Raw genomic sequence first — 20,905 nt, forward strand, 5'->3', positions numbered from 1 at the left:
ATGTCGAGAATTACAAATACATTTAAAACGCTTAAAGAAAAAAATAAAAAAGCTTTAATTCCTTATATTACAGCGGGCGATCCTCATCCTGATCTCACCGTATCAATGATGCATGCTTTGGTAGATTCGGGTGCTGACATGATTGAATTAGGTATTCCTTTTTCAGACCCAATGGCAGATGGTCCCACTATTCAAAGAGCAAGCGAAAGAGCTTTAGCCCATCATGTAGGTTTATCTCATGTATTTAAAATGGTTAAAACTTTTAGAGAAAACGACGATAAAACACCCATCATCTTAATGGGTTATGCAAATCCTATTGAAGCGATTGGTGCTGGGACTTTTGTGGAAAGAGCAAAATCTTCTGATGTGGATGGAATTATTACTGTAGATTACCCTCCTGAAGAGTGCATGGAATTTACAAAACTTCTAAAAGAAAAAAACATTGATAGTATTTTTTTATTGTCGCCAACCTCAGAATTAGACAGAGTAAAATTAATTATCGAGCAAGCTTCTGGATTTTTATATTACGTCTCCTTAAAGGGCGTTACAGGCGCTGCTAATATTGATATTGAGCAGGTGAAGTCTAAAGTTGGTATGATTCGGGAATTAACGAATCTTCCTATTGGCGTGGGTTTTGGAGTAAAAGATGCAGCAACAGCGAAAGAAGTTGCTAAGATTTCCGATGCAGTTGTCGTTGGCAGTCGCATGGTTCAGGAAATTGAGAGTTCAAATAAAGAAAATTTAATTCAAAACATTTCGAAGTTAATGAAAGAATTAAGAGAAGCAGTTAATTAATGAGTCGAGTACAACTATGAGCTGGTTAAAAAATGTTATACCTCCAAAAATAAAACGTATTGTTGGAAGTGTATCTAAAAAAAATATTCCCGAAGGTTTATGGTGTAAATGCCCTTCATGTCAGGCTGTGCTCTATCGAACAGACCTTGAGCAAAATATGGAGGTTTGTCCAAAATGTTCTTTTCATAATCGAATTTCAGCTCGCTCACGTATAGATACCTTGTTAGATAAAGACAAAAGAAAAGAAATTGGCGCGCTCATCCAGCCTTTAGATTCTTTAAAGTTTAACGATACGCAAAGTTATGCTGATCGTATTAAGTCATCACAAAAAGATCTGAACGAAAAAGATGCAATGATTGTGATGCAGGGTTTAATGGAAGGCAAACCTGTTGTGATAGCCGCTTTTGAATTTAAGTTCATGGGCGGGTCGATGGGCTCAGTAGTGGGTGAAAAATTTGTACGTGGTATTCAAGCTGCTATTAAAGCGAAAGCCACATTCATATGTGTCTCGGCAAGCGGTGGCGCCAGAATGCAAGAAGGATTACTTTCACTCATGCAGATGGCAAAAACGAGTGCTGCTTTAACTAAACTAAGCGAAGCTAAATTACCTTATTTTTCAGTTCTCACCGACCCAACTATGGGTGGTGTATCTGCTAGTTTTGCAATGCTAGGCGATGTAATTATTGCTGAACCTAAAGCATTAATAGGTTTTGCAGGTCCTCGTGTGATCGAACAAACCGTGAGAGAAAAATTACCTGAAGGATTCCAGCGCTCTGAATTTCTTCTCACACATGGTGCCATTGATATGATTGTAGATCGCCGTGACATGAAGAAAAAGCTTACTAATTTAATATCTAAATTATCTAAAAATTAATTTAACCCCCTCCAAGTTCTCGCACAATCGCCCTATGAATCTTACCGACTGGCTAGGGTATATCGAATCAACACATTCTTCCACGATTGATCTCACGCTAGAACGTATCAGGATTGTTCTTGAACGTTTAAATTTAAATGTTTCCTTCCCTATCATTTCTGTTGGCGGCACTAATGGTAAAGGCTCAACTTGCAGCATACTAGAATCAATTTATAAAGAAGCTGGTTATAAAGTTGCTTGTTACACCTCGCCACATTTTTTACATTTTAATGAGCGTATTAAAATTCAAGGCGTTGCTGTTTCAGATGAGCTTATTTGTGAGGCTTTTTCAAAAATTGAATCGGCAAGAGAAGAGGTAACACTTACCTACTTTGAATACGGAACAATTGCCGCCATGATTATTTTTTCAGAAGCCGACGTTGATGTTGCTGTTCTCGAGGTAGGCTTAGGGGGAAGGTTAGACGCCGTAAATGTTTTTGATGCCGACTGTGCCGTTGTCACAACTGTTGATCTTGATCATATGGATTATTTAGGGCACACAAGGGAAGCTATTGGATTTGAGAAAGCTGGCATTTACCGTGCTGAAAAAACTGCAATTTTTGGCGACCTCGATCCCCCACAATCTCTAATAAAACATTGTGAATCAATTAATGCTAATTTAAAAATTATAGGCAAGGATTTTGGTTATAAAACCCATCATGATTCTTTTGATTTTTTAATTGAATCGTCATTCGTAATGAATGTACCTATGCCTAAGTTACAAGGTGATTTTCAGTTAGCTAATGCAACAAATGCGCTTATGGCAATTACAGCAATGGAAGATAAATTACCTTTAACTGAACTTTCAATTCAAAAAGGTATTTCATTGGCATTATTACCAGGGAGATTTCAGGAGGTTAAAAAAATGCCTTCTTTGATTTTTGATGTGGCTCATAACCCACAAGCTGCAAGATCTTTAAGCCACAATCTAAAGGCGCATGCCATTTCCGGTAAAACTATTGCAGTGTTTTCTATACTTAAGGACAAAGATATTTTAGGTGTAATTACAGCATTAAATTTCGATATTAACGATTGGTTTATTGCAGAAATTCAAAACGAGAGGGCGGCAAGTATTGAAACTATTTCTAATGCTATCCAAAAAATTAATCCATCTGCTCATATCAAGTCTTTTAAAAATATACAAGAAGCATATCAATTTGCGTCCAATGAGGTCACGAGAAATGATAGAATAATTGTATTCGGATCTTTCTTTACCGTTGCCGATATTATGAAACTCATTTCCTAGGTTATGAACGAAGACAATTCAATACACCCTCAAGAAGATAAACTGATTAGTCAGGCCAAAAAGAGGCTTCTTGGCGCAAGTGTCATTTTATTTATTCTTCTTATATCAGCGCCGTTTGTTTTAAAAAATCGTAATGATGAGGGCCCTACTGAACCCATTAAAATTTCAATGGAAAGTACACCTGAAAATGTTGATGTTAATGTTGAAAGCATTAAACCGCCAGAGACTAAACAGGAAATTACAGAGTCATCGATCTCTCCGATTAAAAAAGAAGCACTGCCACCTAGTGATGTAAAAACAAAATCTGAAGTAGTAACGACTTCTAACTCTGGTATTTATATTCAATTGGGTATTTTTTCAGATAATGAAAAAATTAAATCTCTTCAGCAAAAATTAAATCAATTAAATATCCAAACTAAAAGTGAAACAATTAAAGTTAATGGCGCTGATAAGATAAGATTGATTACGGACGAATTTAAAACAGAAGCTTCGGCCAAAGAAGTATTAATCAAAATTAAAAATGCAGGGATCACCGGCATTATCAAGAAGACTAGTTAATGACTTTTGTTGATTATGGTTTTTTTATGACCATCATCATCTCTTCTCTTCTCGGTTGTTATCGTGGCTTTGTGCGCGAACTTCTTTCCATCATTGCTTGGTTTTTTGCTTTCTACTTAGCGCAATCTTTTTCTCCTGCTCTTGCTTCCAAATTGTATTGGATTGATACAGAGTCGGTCCGTGACTTAGTTGCTTATTTTCTGATTTTTATAGCTGTTCTTATTTTATCCATGGGTGTGATTGCTATTTTGAATAAATTTATTAAATACACCGGACTCACCTTTCCTAATATTTTATTAGGTGGATTATTTGGCATCGTTCGAGCTCTTCTTATTGCGCTTGTCTGTCATTTTGTTATTCAGTCAACCTCATTTGAAAAGAGTGCTCCATGGCAGGACGCCCTGATTAAACCTTATTTCGAATCTTTTACAGCTATAGCAGGTGTTTATTTGCCACTTGATATCCTTAAGCATGTAAAATATTCCCAACGAACATAATTTTAAGGCGCTGAAATGTGTGGAATCCTTGGAATAGTCGGTAAAAACCCGGTTAATCAGCTACTTTACGATGGCTTGTTAGTTCTCCAGCATCGGGGTCAAGATGCCGCTGGTATTGTTACTTGCGACGGCAATACTTTCTTCATGCATAAAAATAATGGTCTTGTGAAAGATGTGTTTCATACGCGCCATATGCGAAATCTTATTGGCAATGCAGGTATTGCTCACGTCCGCTACCCGACAGCAGGTTCATCTTCAGCTGCAGAGGCTCAACCATTTTATGTAAATTCGCCTTTTGGAATTGTCTTAGGCCATAACGGTAATTTAACTAATGCTGAAAAGCTTAAAGAAGATATTTTTAGACAAGACCTTCGTCATATAAATACCACATCAGATTCAGAAGTTTTACTTAACGTGTTAGCGCACGAAATAGAAGAATCTGCAAAGAGTACCGTGCTTAATAGTGATGTTGTTTTTGATGCTGTCACTTCAGTTCATAAGCGATGCAAAGGCGCTTATGCTGTTGTTTCAATGATTGCCAATTTTGGCCTTCTTGCGTTTAGAGACCCCCACGGCATTCGCCCGCTTGTGATTGGTAAACACGAAGGTCCTCAAGGTGTTGAATATATGGTGGCATCTGAAAGTGTAGCCATTGATGTACTAGGATTTAAGTTGGTAAGAGATGTAGAGCCTGGCGAAGCAGTCTTTATTGATATGAATGGTAATTTTTATTCTAAACAATGCGCTAAACCTAATCATCATCCTTGTATATTTGAGTATGTCTATCTTGCAAGGCCTGACTCCGTGATCGATGGTATTTCTGTTTATCAAACACGACTTAATATGGGTAAGACATTAGCGCAGAAAATTAAAAAAGCTTGGGCCCATCTCGATATTGATGTTGTGATTCCTATTCCTGATACGAGTAGGCCTAGCGCTTTACAACTCGCACTCGAATTAGGTCTTGATTATCGCGAAGGTTTTATTAAAAATCGTTATATTGGCCGTACGTTTATCATGCCGGGTCAAGCATTAAGGAAAAAATCAGTACGACAAAAACTTAATCCGATTAAAATTGAATTTCAAGACAAGAATGTTTTACTCGTAGATGATTCGATTGTACGAGGCACAACATCAAAAGAAATTGTTCAAATGGCCAGAGAGGCGGGTGCTAAAAAAGTTTACCTAGTTTCAGCGGCGCCTCCTGTAAGATTTCCTAATGTTTATGGTATTGACATGCCTTCGCGCACTGAATTACTAGCGCCTAATAAAACGGACGAAGAAATTCGAAAAGAAATTGGCGCAGACGAATTGATTTATCAAGATCTTGATGCGCTTATTGAAAATATTGCATCTATTAATCCAAAACTTAAAAAATTTGATGCCTCTTGTTTTGATGGCAAATACATCACAGGTGACATTGATGAGTATTATTTAAAAAATATTGAAACACTTCGTGCTGACTCTAATATGTCTGACAAGCCTTCAAATGCCAGCACACAAATGGATTTAAATTTAAGTAAAAACGAAGAGGAAGCGGCTTAATAATAAGCGTTTCTTGACGTATTTTTTTTATCGTGCATAATTTCAAGTGCGCTGATTTGAGTGATAAAGTTATTTCTCAGCTTGCGGGCGCGTTAAAAATACAGCTAAAGCGAGGTCTGTCCCGTTTTAGCTTTTTGTGAAACGGGTTTTTTTATGCCCAAAAAAAGGTAACAGATTATGAATAACGATCCATGGAAATTTGACACACAAGCAATTCGAGCTGGCTCATTACAATCTGAGTTCGGTGAGAATTCTGAAGCTATCTTTTTAACTTCAAGCTATGTGTTTGATTCATCTGCGCAGGCTGCCGCAAGATTTGCAGGTAATGAGCCTGGCAATATCTATTCTCGTTTTACGAATCCTACAGTGACTATGTTTCAGGATCGCCTTGCAGCTTTAGAGGGCAGTGAGGCATGTGTCGCGACTTCAAGTGGTATGTCAGCTATTTTAGCAACGATTATGGGCCTATGTTCTGCTGGAGAACATATCGTGGCGTCTAGAAGCATTTTTGGTACAACCGTGCAACTCTTTAGCAATATTTTAAAGCGTTGGGGTTTAGAGGTTACTTTTGTATCACTCACTAATCTTAATGAGTGGGAAGATGCTATTCAAAAAAATACAAAACTTTTTTTTGTAGAGACTCCATCTAATCCTTTAACTGAAGTCGCTGATATCCAAGCACTTTCAAAAATTGCACATCAAAAAGATATTAAATTAATAGTAGATAATTGTTTTTGTTCGCCTGCACTTCAAAAGCCTTTGTTATTGGGTGCTGACATTATTATTCATTCTGCTACTAAGTATCTTGATGGACAGGGGCGTTGTTTAGGTGGTGCAGTGTTAGCAGATAAAAAAACGATAGAGCCGGTTTATCAATTCCTGAGGTCAGCAGGACCTACGATGAGCGCATTTAATGCCTGGGTCTTTTTAAAGGGTTTAGAAACACTTCCTATTCGAATGGATGCTCATTCTAAGAATGCACTTCATTTAGCAAGTTGGCTTGAGTCTCAACCTCAGGTCGATCGTGTTTACTATCCTGGATTAGCCTCTCATCCGCAGCATAAACTCGCTTTAACACAGCAAAAAACGGGTGGAGCTATTGTATCTTTTGAGGTGAAAGGTGGCCAAAAAGAGGCATGGAGCTTAATTGATTCCACTCGATTGATCTCTATTACGGCTAATTTAGGTGATGTTAAATCTACGATTACACATCCTTCTACGACGACTCATTCAAGAGTCAGCCCTGAAGAGCGTCAAAAAGCTGGTATCAAGGACAACCTTGTCAGAATCGCTGTAGGCCTTGAGGATATAGAAGACCTAAAAGCCGATTTGTCTAGTCTTTCGCGCTAAAAAATACCTTTAGCAGGGTAAAAATACAGCCCTGCTACATGCTAAAATTTGGGTAGTTTTCTACTTAAATTATCGATCTAAATCCTATGAATCAATTTGCTAAAGAAACCATCCCAATAAGCCTTGAAGATGAGATGAAACGCTCTTACCTCGACTACGCTATGAGCGTTATTGTCGGACGAGCGCTTCCAGATGTCAGAGACGGATTAAAGCCTGTTCATCGTCGTGTGCTTTTTGCGATGCATGAACTTAATAACGACTTTAATAAACCTTATAAAAAATCAGCACGTATTGTCGGTGATGTAATTGGTAAATACCATCCTCATGGTGATACAGCTGTGTACGATACGATCGTTCGTATGGCGCAGGATTTTAGCTTGCGATATATGTTAGTAGATGGTCAGGGAAATTTTGGCTCAGTGGATGGTGATAATGCTGCTGCGATGCGTTATACGGAAATCCGTATGTCTAAAATTGCACATGAGCTTTTAGAAGATATTGATAAAGAGACGGTGGATTTTGGCCCTAATTATGATGGCTCCGAACAAGAACCTCTTATTATGCCGGCGCGTATTCCTAATCTTCTTATTAATGGAAGTTCTGGTATTGCTGTAGGTATGGCAACCAATATTCCGCCTCACAATTTAAATGAAGTTGTTGATGCGTGTTTATTACTTCTAGAAAAACCTGAGTCATCGATTGATGCATTAATTAAATTAATACCAGCACCAGATTTCCCAACAGCCGGAATTATTCATGGCACTACAGGCGTTAAAGAAGGCTATAGGACCGGTCGAGGCCGCGTTGTTATGCGTGGAAGAACGCACGTTGAAAAACTCGATAAGGGTAATCGTGAAGCCTTGATCGTTGACGAACTTCCATACCAAGTTAATAAAAAAACATTTATCGAGAAAATTGCAGAGCTTGTTAACGATAAAAAGATTGAAGGCATTTCAGATTTAAGAGATGAGTCAGATAAATCAGGTATGCGTGTTGTGATCGAATTAAAGCGCGGTGAGAATCCTGATGTTATTTTAAATAATCTTTACAAACAAACACAGCTTCAAGATAGTTTTGGTATGAACATGGTAGCGCTCATTGATGGGCAGCCAAAACTTCTTAACTTAAAACAAATTTTAGATGCTTTTTTAAGGCACCGTCGTGAAGTTACTACAAGAAAAACCGTATTTGAATTAAGAAAAGCACGCGAGCGTGGCCACATGTTAGAAGGTTTAGCAGTTGCATTAGCTAATGTCGATGAGATGATTAAAATCATCAAAGCTGCACCAACACCACCTGACGCCAAGAAAGAATTGATGGTGCGCACATGGAAATCTTCTGTGGTTGAAGCTATGTTAAATGGTGCTGCGATGGAATTTTCTAGACCTGAAGGGCTGTCGAAAGAATTTGGATTGACTGAATCAGGCTATAAGTTATCAGATGTTCAAGCACAAGAAATTCTCCAATTAAGATTACAACGCTTAACAGGCTTAGAACAAGAAAAAATCGTTAATGAATATAAAGAGATTATGAATGTCATCACAGATCTCCTAGATATTTTAGCAACCCCTGCAAGAGTCACGGCGATTATTGTCGATGAACTTAAGGCGATTAAAGACCAATATGGCGACAAACGTCGAAGCGAAATTGTCGAGAATGCATTAGATTTATCTACAGAAGATTTAATTACACCTGAGGATGTTGTGGTCACGCTCTCCCATACAGGCTATATCAAATCACAAGTGTTAGATGAATATCGTGCCCAAAAACGAGGTGGTAGGGGTAAGCAAGCAGCGACTACCAAAGACGATGACTTTATCGACAAAATGTTTGTAGCAAATACTCACGATAATATTTTATGTTTTTCAAGTCGTGGTCAGGTGTATTGGTTAAAAGCTTACGAAGTACCACAAGGAAGTCGCACAAGTCGAGGTAAACCTATTGTTAATTTATTCCCACTTCAAGAGGGTGAAAAAATTAATGCGATTCTTCCTATTAAAGAATTTGATGATAAGCATTATATTTTTATGGCCACTGCATTAGGCACAGTTAAAAAAACACCGCTTACAGATTTTTCTAATCCACGTAAGTCAGGCATCATTGCAATTAATCTTGATGATAATGACTTCTTAATTGGCGCTGAAATTACTGACGGCTCAAATGATATTGTTTTAGTTTCAAATGGTGGCAAAGCCGTGTGGTTTGACGAAGAGGACGTCAGAAGTATGGGTAGGAATACCCGAGGTGTTCGTGGTATGAAATTACAAGAAGACCAACAAGTGCTATCTCTTCTTATTGCCAGTGATGATCAACAGTCTATGTTAGTTGCTACTGAAAATGGCTATGGAAAACGAACTGTTTTATCTGACTTTAGACATTCTGGACGAGCCACGCAAGGCGTCAAAGCGATACAAGTGAGCGAACGTAATGGACTTGTTGTTGCTGCAAAACTTGTAAACGATGAAGATGAAATTATGTTGATTACAACAGGTGGTGTGCTTATCCGAACACGTGTCAGTGAGATTCGCGAATTAGGCCGTGCGACACAAGGTGTGACATTAATTAATTTAGGTGAGAATGAAAAATTATCAGGCCTCGAGAAGATTGTAGAAGCTGATGATGATTTAGAGGAATAGCTTTTAATTCATCATGAAATGTACTTATAACTTTTCAGCGGGTCCTGCCGTATTACCCAAGTCAGTGATGCTTCGGGCTCAAGCCGAGATGATTGATTGGCATGACTCAGGAATGTCTGTGATGGAAATGTCTCATCGTGGCAAGCACTACATGTCGATCATTGAGAAAGTGGAAAGTGATTTTAGATCACTCTTTAATGTGCCTAAAAATTATAAGGTACTCTTTCTTCAAGGCGGTGCGATTGCTCAAAATTCAATGGTGCCCTTGAATCTTCTTAATGGTAAAAAAGCTAATTATGTTGTAAGTGGATACTGGTCTAAGCGCTCATATCAAGACGCACTTCCTTTTGGCGATATGTCTATTGCCGCTTCATCCGAGTCTATTGGTTATACGAAAGCTCCTGATCTACAAGAGTGGAAGATAGATTCTTCAGCTTCATATATTCACTTCTGTTCTAATGAGACTATCCATGGCGTTGAATATTTTGATTTGCCTTCCGTTAAAACTATTCCAGTAGTTGCCGATATGTCGTCCCATATTCTTTCAAGACCAGTCGATATTAGTCAATTTGGGGTTATCTATGCCGGTGCGCAAAAAAATATTGGCCCAGCAGGTTTAACAATTGTGATCGTGAGAGACGATTTGTTAGAAGTGGCTTCGCCATTGACACCTTCCGTTTTCAATTGGAAGACGCAAACTGAGAATCAATCTATGATTAATACGCCAACGACTTATAGTATCTATATGGCAGGACTTGTATTTGAATGGTTGATCGAGCTTGGCGGCCTCGCGGCGATTGAAAAACAAAATATTAAAAAAGCTGAATTGCTATATAACTACATCGACTCTTCAGATTTTTACTCAAACCCTATTGATATCAAAAATCGCTCGCGTATGAATGTCCCTTTTAGAATTCAAAATGAAGATTTACATGCTTCTTTTGTAACAGGTGCTGAAAATTTAGGTATGATCGGTTTAAAAGGTCATCGACTTGTAGGGGGTATTAGAGCCTCAATCTACAATGCTATGCCGATTGAAGGTGTTCAAGCCCTAGTTGATTACATGAAAGACTTTGAAAAGTCACATTAATATATGACAGATGAATTAAAAAAATTAAGAGATGAGATTGATAAAATCGATAACGAACTTTTGGATCTTATTTCTAAAAGAGCAACGTTAGCATCGAACATTGGAAGTCTTAAAACAGATGGTGTGATTTATCGTCCAGAGCGTGAAGCTCAAGTCTTACGTCGTTTGGTTGAGCAAAACCAAGGACCGCTTTCTAACGAAAGTATCGAAAGTATTTACAAGAGCATTATGTCTAATTGCAGAGCGCTTGAGAAACAAATCACCGTTGCATTTTTAGGTCCACTTGGTACGTTCAGTGAAGAAGCCTCCATGAAGCAGTTTGGAGAATCGATTGTGTCTATGCAAACATCGAGCATCGATGAAGTGTTTCATCTTGTGGAATCACATAAAGCGCATTATGGTGTTGTGCCTGTTGAGAATTCGACTGAAGGTGCAATTAACCGCACACTTGATTTACTCCTCACATCTAACACAATGATCTGTGCCGAGATTATTTTGCCTGTGCATCATAATTTAATTAGCAATGAAAAAGATGTCTCGAGCATTAAAAAAATATATTCACACACGCAATCTTTATCTCAATGTCATCAGTGGTTACTTAACCATACACCGGGCATTGAATTACAATCTGTTTCTAGCAATGCTGAAGCTGTGAAAATTGCATCAAAAGAAAAGGGTGCAGCTGCTGTTGCAAGTGTCCGAGCTGCAGCGTTATTTAATGTTCCTCTATTGGCTGAAAATATTGAGGATGATCCTAAGAATTCAACTCGATTCCTGGTGATTTCGAATCACGAGGTTAAACCTTCCGGATTAGATAAAACGTCGATTATTGTTGCTGCAAAAAATCAGCCCGGTGCGATTGCATCTATGATTGAACCTTTTGCAAAAAACAAGGTAAGTATGACTAAGCTTGAATCTCGTCCTTCAAAAACAGGCCTTTGGGAATACGTTTTCTTTATTGATGTCGAAGGTCATATGACTGACTCAAAAGTAGCAGACTCGCTTAAAGAAATTGAATCTAAAGCGTCATTTTTAAAAGTCTTAGGATCTTATCCGCAGTCTAATTTGACTTAATGGATTTATGTTTTAGCATGCCATTTAAGATTTTTTAATATTTTATTATGTCGATTCAATCATTAATCCCAAAATATATTTGTGATATTGCGCCTTATCAAGGTGGCAAACCAATCGCCGAGCTTGCGCGCGAATATCAACTCGAAGAGTCTTCAATTGTGAAGTTGGCTTCCAACGAAAATCCATTGGGCATGAGCCCTAAAGCTCGTGAGGTGATTTTAAAATCCATTGATGAGATTTATCGTTATCCCGATGGCAATGCCTTTCAGCTTAAAAAAGCTGTCAGTTTTAAGTTTAATTTACATCCAGATAGTTTAATTTTTGGAAATGGATCAAATGATATTTTAGAATTGTCAGCGCGCACATTCTTAAAAGTCGGTGATGAAGCTATATTTTCTCAGCATGCTTTTGCTGTGTACAGTCTTGTGACTCAATCCATGGGTGCTATTGGGGTCAAAGTGCCCGCCAAAGATTTTGCGCATGACCTTGCCAAAATGTTCGCGGTAATCACTTCAAAAACCAAAATGATTTTCATCGCTAATCCGAACAATCCAACCGGAACACTTATTGCCAAGGATGAACTGAAAGCCTTTTTAATGAAGATTCCTCCACATATTATTGTGGTCTTGGATGAGGCTTACGATGAATATTTGGATACCGAATATAAGTCCGTGAGTTTTTCCTGGCTTACTCAATTTCCCAATTTGATTATTTCAAGAACTTTCTCAAAAGCTTATGGTTTGGCTGGGCTAAGAGTAGGTTTTGGAGCGTCAAATCCAGAAATTATTCAATTTATGAATCGTGTGAGACAGCCTTTTAATGTAAACAGCCTTGCTCAAGATGCTGCAGTGGCAGCATTAATGGATGACGCATTTGTCAGTGAGAGTAAAATACTGAATAATAATGGAAAAAAACAATTAGAATCAGCACTTCAAAGGTTAAAGTTAAGTTTTATTCCTACTTTTGGTAACTTTATAAGTTTTAAAGTAGATAAAGCATTGCAAGTCTACGAAGCCTTACTGAAGGCAGGTATCATTGTGCGTCCAGTTGCTAATTATGAGATGCCTGATTATTTGAGGGTGAGCATTGGTCTTAAAGAAGAAAATGAAAGATTTATTCAAGCACTAGAAGCGATTATTTAAATAGGATCTAGCATGATTATTGTAATGAGCAACGCAGCAACCGAAGAGCAAATTGAATCGGTTATTAAGCGTATCGAAGAAAAGGGGCTGGAAGCTAATGTTTCCCGTGGCACCGAAAGAACCGTTATCGGCGCGATTGGAGATGAGCGAAGTCTTGACCCTGAGCTTCTAGAATCTCTTCCTGGTGTTGAGCAAGCGCTTCACATTGTTAAGCCTTATAAAATTGTTGCGCGTGAGTGGCATAAAGAAGATACCGTTATCGATATTCAAGGTAATCTCATGGGCGGTAAGCAGATCCAAATTATTTCAGGCCCATGTTCCGTTGAAACACCCGAACAGATGGAAAAATCTGCGAAAGCAGTTAAAGCCGCTGGTGTAAGACTTATGCGTGGCGGTGCGTTTAAACCGCGAACAAGTCCTTATACATTCCAGGGTACAGGTGTTGAAGGCTTGGAAATGTTTAGAAAGGCTGCAGATAAAGAAGGCTTGCCTATTGTGACTGAGCTTATGGATGCAAGACAGCTCGACACCTTTATGAAATATAAAGTGGATGTGATTCAAATTGGTACCCGCAGCATGCAAAATTTTGAGCTTCTAAAAGAAGTTGGCAAGGTCAATGTACCAGTCATTTTAAAACGCGGGATGTCAGCAACGATTTCAGAATGGTTAATGGCTGCAGAATATATAGCAGCAGGTGGCAATCATAATATTATTTTCTGCGAGCGCGGTATTCGAACTTTTGAAACTTATTATAGAAATGTATTAGATGTCACAGCGATCCCGGTGCTTAAGAAAGAAACGCATCTTCCTGTTATCGTTGACCCTTCTCATGCAGGCGGAAAAGCATGGATGGTGGCAGCATTATCTAGAGCGGCAATTGCAGCAGGTGCAGATGGTCTTTTGGTTGAAATGCATCCTAACCCATGTGAGGCATGGTGTGATGCAGATCAAGCTATCAATCCGCAAGAACTTATTTCACTCATGGGTGAGTTAAGAGGTATTGCTAAAGTGATTGGCCGCGAAATTCTTTAAGGAACTCATGGATTTCATGAGTTCTATTTAGCTAATTTCCACTATGAGATTAGGTGCTTTTCCCGCAGTATCATTTCATTATTAAATATTAGTCTCATTGACAGGGTTCTATGCATATTCATGTCTTAGGTGCAGGTGCGGGTGGTGGATTTCCTCAGTGGAATTGTAATTGTCAAAATTGCGATGGTCTCCGTAAAGGGACTATTAAAGCTACAAAACGCACACAGTCATCTATCTGTGTAAGTTCTGACGGCGTTCATTGGGTGCTATTTAATACATCGCCTGATGTGTTGCAACAAATTCAAGATTTTCCCCCTTTACAACCGGGTCGTGCTATTCGTGATAGTGGCATTTCAGCCATTGTTCTTATTGATGCACAAATTGATCACACGACAGGATTGTTAATGCTTCGTGAGGGCACACAAAAACGTGAACTCTATTGCACGGATATGGTATATCAAGATCTCACAACAGGTAATCCACTCCTAAAAATTTTAGATCACTACTGTGGTATTAATCATCACGAAATTCCAACTGATGGCAAAACTTCATTTGAAATACCTAAGATAGAAAATCTTACATTCACTCCTGTTGCATTAAAGAGTGCCGCACCACCATACTCACCGCATCGAAATAATCCCCATCCAGGTGACACGATTGGTATGTTGATTGAAGATAAAAAAACACAGAAGCGATTATTTTACGCACCAGGCTTAGGTGAAATTGAACCTCACCTACCACCTTTATTTGAAAAAGCAGACTGTATTATGGTCGATGGTACTTTCTGGACGAATACAGAAATGATGGATATGGGTTTAATGACAAAGAAAGCTCGAGACATTGGCCATAATCCTCAGTCAGGTGAGGGCGGTATGATTGAAGTGTTAGATCGTTATCCCAACGCTAAAAAAGTGCTTATACACATTAACAATACAAACCCAATTTTGCGAGAAGATTCAAAAGAGCGTCAGATTTTAACTGACCATGGCATTGAAGTGGCATATGACGGTATGGATATTGTTTTATAAAAGGATTCGTTAGACATGGATAAAATTTGGACAAGAGAAGAATTTGAAGAGAAGCTTCGCGAGAAGGGTCGTGGTTATCATATCTATCATCCTTTCCATGTGATGATGTACGAAGGAAAGCTCACCAAAGAACAACTCCAGAGCTGGGTGCTAAATCGCTTTTATTATCAAATTGGTATTCCTCAAAAAGATGCAGCCATCCTTTCTAATTGCCCTGACGTTGAAGTCAGAAAACAGTGGATCGTTCGTATCACAGATCATGATGGTGTGGATGATGCGGTAGGTGGAATCGAAGCTTGGATTAAATTAGGTGAAGCGGTTGGCTTAACGAGAGAAGATGTCACTTCCTTAAAGCACGTGAGCCCAGGTGTTCGTTTCGCAGTGGATGCTTATATTAATTTTGCAAAACAAAGACCTTGGCAAGAATCAGTATGTTCATCGCTCACTGAGTTGTTTGCGCCACACATTCATCAGCAGCGCATAAGCTCATGGCCTGAAGTCTACCCATGGATCAATGAATCTGGACTCTCATATTTCAAAAAACGCTTAACAGAAGCAAGGCGCGATGTTGAACAAGGCTTATCCGTGACGCTAGATTATTTTAGTCAATCTCGTGCGATGCAAGAGCGCGCATTGGACATTCTTCAATTTAAACTCAATGTGCTATGGGTGATTGCAGATTCCATTATGCTCGCATCTTCAAATATTAAAGTTGAAGATCGCGATTACCTAAGACAGCCTGTATTTTAATCATGACGATCGAACGCCAAGATATTTTAAAGATTGCAGCACATCACAGATTCCAGTGGGAAGAAGCGCAGCAGTCTCATGTCATTTTATTTCCAGAAGGCATGGTCAAATTAAATGGAAGTGCGGGTGAAGTTTTAAGTTTGGTTGATGGAAAAAACTCAGTCGATCAAATTGTCAGCGCCTTAAAAGAAAAATTTAAAGATGTCGAAGGTATCGAAAAAGATATTTTATCTATGATTCAATTCGCTTTAGACAAAGCCTGGATTGAGAAAGCTAATTAAGGGGAAATAACGATGGCAATACAAAATAATGGTGTAGCAGCATCCGTCACACATACACAACCTTTATGGCTATTAGCTGAAATCACATATCGATGCCCACTTCATTGTGCATTTTGTTATAACCCTACTGATTATGACAAGCATACACAGAATGAATTATCGACAGAGCAATGGATTAATGTTTTACGTGATGCAAGAAAATTAGGCGCACTTCAATTAGGAATTTCAGGTGGCGAACCGCTGCTTCGCGATGACATTGAAGAGATTGTGGTAGAAGCAAAAAACTTAGGCTATTACAGCAATCTTATTACTTCAGGTGTAGGCTTAACCGAAAAAAGAATTCAAGCATTCAAAGAAGGCGGATTGGATCATATTCAGCTATCAATGCATGACATAACTGAAGAAATTAACAACTTCATTACAAATACCAAAACTTTTGAATTAAAGAAAAAAGTCGCAGCGATGATCAAGAACCATGGCTATCCTATGGTACTCAACGTTGTAATCCATCGCTATAACATTGGCCATATTAAAGAAATTTTAGAGATGGCTGAAGCTTTAGGTGCTGACTATGTGGAACTTGCTAATACGCAGTATTACGGATGGTCACTAGTGAATCGTAATCAATTAATGCCCACCAAAGAGCAAATTGATCACGCAGAAAAAGTTACCAATGAATTTAGAGAAAAAGTTGGTAACAAAATGAAGGTTTTCTTTGTGGTACCTGATTATTTCTCAGATCGCCCTAAGAAATGTATGAATGGATGGGGTGAAGTCTTTATGATTGTCACTGCAAATGGCGATGTACTCCCTTGTCATTCAGCACGCGTATTGCCTAATATGGAATTCCCAAATGTGCGAGATAAAGGCCTTATGTGGGCATGGCAAGATTCTCCAGCATTCAATCGATATCGAGGTGATAGCTGGATGAAAGAACCTTGCCGAACCTGCCCTGAAAAAGAAAATGATCTAGGCGGTTGCCGTTGCCAAGCATTCCTTTTATCAGGTGATGCAGAGAGTGCTGACCCAGTATGTAGTTTGTCGCCTAATCATCACATCATCGAAAAAGCGATTAAAGATGCTAAAAATCCTGTTCTTCAAGCGCAACCGATTCTTTTTAGAAATGATAAAAATTCTAAGAAAATTCTCTCCGGCGAAGCGAATGATTTAATTAAAGATTTTCACGCAACACCTTAAAATCTTTTAGCTTCATCTTTCCTCTATAATCTAAAATTATGAACTCATCTCATATGGTGCGTGTATTTGTATTGGCTAGCTTGGCTGCATTAGCGCCTTTTGCTATTGATACCTATTTGCCTGCATTTCATGTGATGACCAATGATTTAGAGACAAACCCTCACGCAATTCAGCAAAGTCTTACCTTTTATTTATTTCCTTATGCATTGATGACTTTATTTCATGGTGCTATTTCAGATGCGATTGGTCGCATTGATACAATCAAAATTGGCTTAGGTATTTTTATAGTAGGTTCTCTCTGTGCTGCATTTGCAACGAGTGTAGAAATATTATGGCTGGGTCGAATTTTGCAAGGCATAGGTGGGGGAGCAGGTAATGTGGTTGCACGGGCTATGGTGCGTGATTTATTTGAGGGTCCAGAAGCGCAACGTGTCATGGCGACTATACAAATGTTATTTGGTATTGCACCTGCAGTAGCGCCTATGATTGGCGGTCTTTTGTTAGGTATTCATTGGCATAGTATTTTTACATTCTTGGCAATCTATGCGACCATTTCTTTAATTGCTGCAATTAAATATCTTCCTGAAACAATGCCTCAATCGAAACGCGTTTCCTTTTCTTTCTCAGCAGTCACACATCGATATAAAACTATTTTTTCAGATAAAGAATTTTTGCTGCTTGTCATTGCACTAGGCGCAAATTTTTCAGGATTCTTTTTGTATGTTTTATCAAGCCCGATATTTATCGTCGACCATTTAGGACTTAATTCAACACAATTTGGTTATCTTTTTATACCTACTGTATCAGGTATGATTTTTGGCTCTTACTTATCAAAAAAAGCTGCCGGAAATTTATCTCATAAAAAAACAATTCAAAGTGCCTACATATGGATGGGTCTTATAGCTTCTCTTAATCTACTTTTTTGTACCTTCTTTGAAACGAACCTATTAATTAACATAGGTTTCGTGGCTCTTTATAACATAGGCATGTCACTGGCTATGCCTGTTCTTTCTATTGCAGCGCTTGATCGTTTTGAAAAAATACGAGGCACTGCGTCATCAGGACAAGCTTTTATTCAGATGTTACTTTCAACAATATCGGCAGGTTTAGTAGTACCTTTTTTATGGTTTTCGCCCCTTGGATTATCCTTAGGTATGTTGGGATATTTCATTCTGAGTATCTTGATAATTTCACAAACAAAATCATTAGGTTAATGATTTTACTTAGACTTAAAATAGTCTTTTTACTGTAATATTTCGCCTTTAATTAATAATCTGCTCTAAAAACTTATATGAAAAATTACTTGCTTATATTTTCTTTACTCTCTTCATCTTATGTTTTTGCGGCTGATATAACTACTCTTTCACCCACTGTTGTTACCGCAACAAAGACGGAAGCTAAGAGTTTTGATCTGCCTGTCTCAATAGATGTCGTCGGTAAAGATGTGCTTCAAGACAGTAAGGTTGGAGCTAGCATTTCAGAAGTCTCCCAAAGAATACCAGGGGTTGTTATCAACAACAGAAATAATTATGCGCAAGAGCTAGCTATATCATCCAGAGGCTTTGGTGCCAGATCGGCTTTCGGTGTTAAGGGCGTTCGTCTCTATATTGATGGAATCCCTTTAAATACTGCGGATGGGCAAGGAGCTTCAGGCTCTATCACCTTTGATAGCCTCGATAGAATTGAGTTTATGCGAGGCCCATTTTCGGCATTATACGGCAACTCATCAGGTGGTGTAGTTCAAGCATTCACTCGTGACGGGGCTAAAGATCCAACATTATCAGGTAGTTTTTCTTACGGAAAATGGGATACTTTTAGGGAGGCTTCAACATTTGAAGGTCAAGCAGGGAATTTAAATTATATAGTTTCTGCTTCAGAAATTACTTCTGACGGATATCGAGATTTTAGTAAGTTTAAAAAAGATAATTTAAACAGTAAATTCACTTATCAGATAAGTACTGACACGAAAGCAACTGTTCTATTAAATTACAATAATCAACCTTACACATTAGATCCACAATCTTTAAGCCCAGCTTCATATTTAGCAAACCCAAAGCAAGCTAATTCAACTTCCTATGGCCCACAAACTCGCTTATATAGACAGCAAACATATACAGGTTTTATTTTAGATCATAATTTATCTGAAAAACAAAGTCTTAAACTTACTTCATTTTATGGCGTTAGAGACAATCTTCAGTATTTAACTACATCCGCATCCGAAATCAATAGGAACTATGGAGGACTGGATTTTAGGTGGAATCTTAACGATACACTATTTTCTAGGCCCTTTAATTTAACTGCCGGATTGAACTATGAAGAGATGGAAGATAAACGAAAAAGATATTGTACGAATTCATCCTGCGATAACTCTAACGGAAATAAATATAGTTATTCTAGAAATGAACTGCAAAAAGCCTACAATTTTGATCAGTACGTGCAAGCATCTTTTGAGCCAACAGATAAATTGCTTTTAATTGCAGGAGTTAGGCATTCAAAAGTAACTTTCAATACACAAGATCTTTATTACGCGACCGGTAATGGCGGCACTAATGATAGCGGTATTCAAGTTTTTACAAATACAAGCCCTGTCTTTGGAGCGACATTTAAAATCACACCCAAATTAAATATTTATGCTAATTATGGAAGAGGCTTCGAGACTCCAACATTCTCAGAAATGATTTATAGCGATGTTTCGAGCGGTGCTGGCCCTAATTTATCAATGACGCCAAGTAGAAGTAAAAATTACGAAATCGGAACTAAAGCCTTTCTTACAGATAACACAAGAGTTAATGTGGCTATATTTAAAGTCGACAGTAAAAATGAAATTGTTGCATACGATTATAATGATAATTCCAAAATTACACAGTATGCTAGTGTTGCTAATACCGAGAGGAAGGGTATTGAAATTTCATTAGACAGTAGACTGCCTCATAATTTTAATTTTTATGGCGCTTATTCAATGATGGATGCTGAATTTAGAAATATGTTTAAGGAGGAAAATAATAATTCAACACCGGTTACAGTTTTGCCTGGTATGAATATTCCTGCAACATATAAAAATACTGGGTTTGCAGAGCTTTCATGGAAGTACCCATCTTTTGGATTTTCAACAGCTACAGAAGTGGTATATTTTAGCGATACTTATGCTTATGATAAAAATAGTGCTGGCTTTAGGCCTGGAGCATATACGATCGCTAATTTGCGTGGCAGCTTGGAGCAAAAATTTGATAAGTGGACTGTTAGAGAATTTATTAGAATTGATAATATCTTTGATCGAACATATGTGGCTAACGTTAAAGTTAATACAAATACGCCATTTGAGCCGGGCTTGGACAGGAATTACACATTGGGATTAAGTGCAAGTTATAAGTTTTAATTAAATAAAAAAGCCTGCGTTAGCAGGCTTTTTTATTGTAGCAATTTTCTTATTTTTCTATTTCCGCACGCTTACCTTTTCTTCCATTGTTCGCATCAGCATCGGGCATAGGTTCTTTGCGAGAAGAAATTACAGGCCAAACCTTAGACATTTCAGCGTTGATTTGGATAAAATCCTGCTGATCAGCAGGAACGTCATCTTCAGCAAAAATAGCTTCCGCTGGACATTCAGCCACACATAATGTGCAGTCAATACATTCATCAGGGTTAATCGCTAAGAAATTTGGACCTTCAACGAAACAATCGACAGGGCAAACATCTACACAGTCGGTATATTTACATTTAATACAGTTTTCGGTTACTACGTAAGTCATATCAGTCCTTTTATTTCTTCAA

Annotated in this window: 19 protein-coding genes; 18 read left to right on the forward strand and 1 reads right to left on the reverse strand. The window is 38.2% G+C overall.

The window, feature by feature from the left end:
• From trpA to FIT79_RS03245, 18 genes are all read left to right on the forward strand, one after another.
• The gene (gene trpA, locus FIT79_RS03160; protein WP_139875583.1) at window positions 1-795 is read left to right on the forward strand and encodes a tryptophan synthase subunit alpha; all 795 of its coding nucleotides are present in this window, start codon (window positions 1-3) and stop codon (window positions 793-795) included.
• A gap of 16 nt (window positions 796-811) precedes the next feature.
• On the forward strand, window positions 812-1,669 hold the full coding sequence (gene accD, locus FIT79_RS03165; RefSeq protein WP_139875584.1) for an acetyl-CoA carboxylase, carboxyltransferase subunit beta: 858 nt from the start codon (window positions 812-814) through the stop codon (window positions 1,667-1,669).
• A gap of 34 nt (window positions 1,670-1,703) precedes the next feature.
• Window positions 1,704-2,954 (forward strand): bifunctional tetrahydrofolate synthase/dihydrofolate synthase, encoded by a 1,251-nt coding sequence (gene folC / locus FIT79_RS03170; protein ID WP_139875585.1) that lies wholly within the window; start codon window positions 1,704-1,706, stop codon window positions 2,952-2,954.
• Window positions 2,955-2,957: 3 nt separating this feature from the next.
• On the forward strand, window positions 2,958-3,512 hold the full coding sequence (locus FIT79_RS03175) for an SPOR domain-containing protein (RefSeq protein WP_139875586.1): 555 nt from the start codon (window positions 2,958-2,960) through the stop codon (window positions 3,510-3,512).
• Window positions 3,512-4,009, forward strand: coding sequence for a CvpA family protein (locus tag FIT79_RS03180; protein WP_139875587.1), 498 nt, complete (start codon window positions 3,512-3,514; stop codon window positions 4,007-4,009). Before FIT79_RS03175 ends, FIT79_RS03180 begins: the two co-directional genes overlap by 1 nt.
• Before the next feature lie 15 nt (window positions 4,010-4,024).
• Complete coding sequence (gene purF, locus FIT79_RS03185; RefSeq protein ID WP_139875588.1) at window positions 4,025-5,554, forward strand: amidophosphoribosyltransferase; 1,530 nt, start codon at window positions 4,025-4,027, stop codon at window positions 5,552-5,554.
• 177 nt (window positions 5,555-5,731) lie between these two features.
• Window positions 5,732-6,904 (forward strand): O-succinylhomoserine sulfhydrylase, encoded by a 1,173-nt coding sequence (locus FIT79_RS03190; RefSeq protein ID WP_139875589.1) that lies wholly within the window; start codon window positions 5,732-5,734, stop codon window positions 6,902-6,904.
• Window positions 6,905-6,990: 86 nt separating this feature from the next.
• Window positions 6,991-9,540, forward strand: coding sequence for a DNA gyrase subunit A (gene gyrA / locus FIT79_RS03195; RefSeq protein ID WP_139875590.1), 2,550 nt, complete (start codon window positions 6,991-6,993; stop codon window positions 9,538-9,540).
• Between the two features lie 13 nt (window positions 9,541-9,553).
• Window positions 9,554-10,630 carry a 3-phosphoserine/phosphohydroxythreonine transaminase gene (serC, locus tag FIT79_RS03200; RefSeq protein ID WP_139875591.1) on the forward strand — a complete coding sequence of 359 codons (1,077 nt, stop codon included), beginning with the start codon at window positions 9,554-9,556 and terminating at the stop codon, window positions 10,628-10,630.
• Between the two features lie 3 nt (window positions 10,631-10,633).
• On the forward strand, window positions 10,634-11,704 hold the full coding sequence (pheA, locus tag FIT79_RS03205; protein WP_139875592.1) for a prephenate dehydratase: 1,071 nt from the start codon (window positions 10,634-10,636) through the stop codon (window positions 11,702-11,704).
• Between the two features lie 47 nt (window positions 11,705-11,751).
• Complete coding sequence (hisC, locus tag FIT79_RS03210) at window positions 11,752-12,846, forward strand: histidinol-phosphate transaminase (RefSeq protein WP_139875593.1); 1,095 nt, start codon at window positions 11,752-11,754, stop codon at window positions 12,844-12,846.
• 12 nt (window positions 12,847-12,858) lie between these two features.
• The gene (gene aroF, locus FIT79_RS03215) at window positions 12,859-13,878 is read left to right on the forward strand and encodes a 3-deoxy-7-phosphoheptulonate synthase (protein WP_139870288.1); all 1,020 of its coding nucleotides are present in this window, start codon (window positions 12,859-12,861) and stop codon (window positions 13,876-13,878) included.
• Window positions 13,879-13,988: 110 nt separating this feature from the next.
• Window positions 13,989-14,906 carry a pyrroloquinoline quinone biosynthesis protein PqqB gene (pqqB, locus tag FIT79_RS03220; protein ID WP_139875594.1) on the forward strand — a complete coding sequence of 306 codons (918 nt, stop codon included), beginning with the start codon at window positions 13,989-13,991 and terminating at the stop codon, window positions 14,904-14,906.
• Window positions 14,907-14,921: 15 nt separating this feature from the next.
• Entirely contained in the window at window positions 14,922-15,656 is a 735-nt protein-coding gene (gene pqqC / locus FIT79_RS03225) for a pyrroloquinoline-quinone synthase PqqC (protein WP_139867601.1), read from the forward strand.
• Window positions 15,657-15,658: 2 nt separating this feature from the next.
• The gene (pqqD, locus tag FIT79_RS03230; protein WP_139867603.1) at window positions 15,659-15,937 is read left to right on the forward strand and encodes a pyrroloquinoline quinone biosynthesis peptide chaperone PqqD; all 279 of its coding nucleotides are present in this window, start codon (window positions 15,659-15,661) and stop codon (window positions 15,935-15,937) included.
• 12 nt (window positions 15,938-15,949) lie between these two features.
• Complete coding sequence (gene pqqE, locus FIT79_RS03235; RefSeq protein WP_139875595.1) at window positions 15,950-17,134, forward strand: pyrroloquinoline quinone biosynthesis protein PqqE; 1,185 nt, start codon at window positions 15,950-15,952, stop codon at window positions 17,132-17,134.
• 38 nt (window positions 17,135-17,172) lie between these two features.
• Window positions 17,173-18,348, forward strand: a complete 1,176-nt coding sequence (locus FIT79_RS03240; RefSeq protein ID WP_223259653.1) for a multidrug effflux MFS transporter — start codon at window positions 17,173-17,175, stop codon at window positions 18,346-18,348.
• 77 nt (window positions 18,349-18,425) lie between these two features.
• Window positions 18,426-20,510, forward strand: a complete 2,085-nt coding sequence (locus FIT79_RS03245) for a TonB-dependent receptor family protein (protein WP_139875596.1) — start codon at window positions 18,426-18,428, stop codon at window positions 20,508-20,510.
• A gap of 49 nt (window positions 20,511-20,559) precedes the next feature.
• Here the strand turns inward: FIT79_RS03245 and fdxA are convergent, their stop codons facing one another.
• The gene (gene fdxA / locus FIT79_RS03250) at window positions 20,560-20,883 is read right to left on the reverse strand and encodes a ferredoxin FdxA (RefSeq protein WP_139875597.1); all 324 of its coding nucleotides are present in this window, start codon (window positions 20,881-20,883) and stop codon (window positions 20,560-20,562) included.
• Window positions 20,884-20,905 lie beyond the last annotated feature (22 nt).

It is taken from the genome of Candidatus Methylopumilus universalis (assembly GCF_006365315.1).
Taxonomy (GTDB): domain Bacteria; phylum Pseudomonadota; class Gammaproteobacteria; order Burkholderiales; family Methylophilaceae; genus Methylopumilus; species Methylopumilus universalis.

What these genes read in the sequence shown, in the direction of transcription:
- trpA (WP_139875583.1), top strand. Translation starts at nt 1, where the DNA reads ATGTCGAGAATTACAAATACATTTAAAACGCTTAAAGAAAAAAATAAA.
- accD (WP_139875584.1), top strand. Translation starts at nt 812, where the DNA reads ATGAGCTGGTTAAAAAATGTTATACCTCCAAAAATAAAACGTATTGTT.
- folC (WP_139875585.1), top strand. Translation starts at nt 1,704, where the DNA reads ATGAATCTTACCGACTGGCTAGGGTATATCGAATCAACACATTCTTCC.
- FIT79_RS03175 (WP_139875586.1), top strand. Translation starts at nt 2,958, where the DNA reads ATGAACGAAGACAATTCAATACACCCTCAAGAAGATAAACTGATTAGT.
- FIT79_RS03180 (WP_139875587.1), top strand. Translation starts at nt 3,512, where the DNA reads ATGACTTTTGTTGATTATGGTTTTTTTATGACCATCATCATCTCTTCT.
- purF (WP_139875588.1), top strand. Translation starts at nt 4,025, where the DNA reads ATGTGTGGAATCCTTGGAATAGTCGGTAAAAACCCGGTTAATCAGCTA.
- FIT79_RS03190 (WP_139875589.1), top strand. Translation starts at nt 5,732, where the DNA reads ATGAATAACGATCCATGGAAATTTGACACACAAGCAATTCGAGCTGGC.
- gyrA (WP_139875590.1), top strand. Translation starts at nt 6,991, where the DNA reads ATGAATCAATTTGCTAAAGAAACCATCCCAATAAGCCTTGAAGATGAG.
- serC (WP_139875591.1), top strand. Translation starts at nt 9,554, where the DNA reads ATGAAATGTACTTATAACTTTTCAGCGGGTCCTGCCGTATTACCCAAG.
- pheA (WP_139875592.1), top strand. Translation starts at nt 10,634, where the DNA reads ATGACAGATGAATTAAAAAAATTAAGAGATGAGATTGATAAAATCGAT.
- hisC (WP_139875593.1), top strand. Translation starts at nt 11,752, where the DNA reads ATGTCGATTCAATCATTAATCCCAAAATATATTTGTGATATTGCGCCT.
- aroF (WP_139870288.1), top strand. Translation starts at nt 12,859, where the DNA reads ATGATTATTGTAATGAGCAACGCAGCAACCGAAGAGCAAATTGAATCG.
- pqqB (WP_139875594.1), top strand. Translation starts at nt 13,989, where the DNA reads ATGCATATTCATGTCTTAGGTGCAGGTGCGGGTGGTGGATTTCCTCAG.
- pqqC (WP_139867601.1), top strand. Translation starts at nt 14,922, where the DNA reads ATGGATAAAATTTGGACAAGAGAAGAATTTGAAGAGAAGCTTCGCGAG.
- pqqD (WP_139867603.1), top strand. Translation starts at nt 15,659, where the DNA reads ATGACGATCGAACGCCAAGATATTTTAAAGATTGCAGCACATCACAGA.
- pqqE (WP_139875595.1), top strand. Translation starts at nt 15,950, where the DNA reads ATGGCAATACAAAATAATGGTGTAGCAGCATCCGTCACACATACACAA.
- FIT79_RS03240 (WP_223259653.1), top strand. Translation starts at nt 17,173, where the DNA reads ATGAACTCATCTCATATGGTGCGTGTATTTGTATTGGCTAGCTTGGCT.
- FIT79_RS03245 (WP_139875596.1), top strand. Translation starts at nt 18,426, where the DNA reads ATGAAAAATTACTTGCTTATATTTTCTTTACTCTCTTCATCTTATGTT.
- fdxA (WP_139875597.1), bottom strand. Translation starts at nt 20,883, where the DNA reads ATGACTTACGTAGTAACCGAAAACTGTATTAAATGTAAATATACCGAC.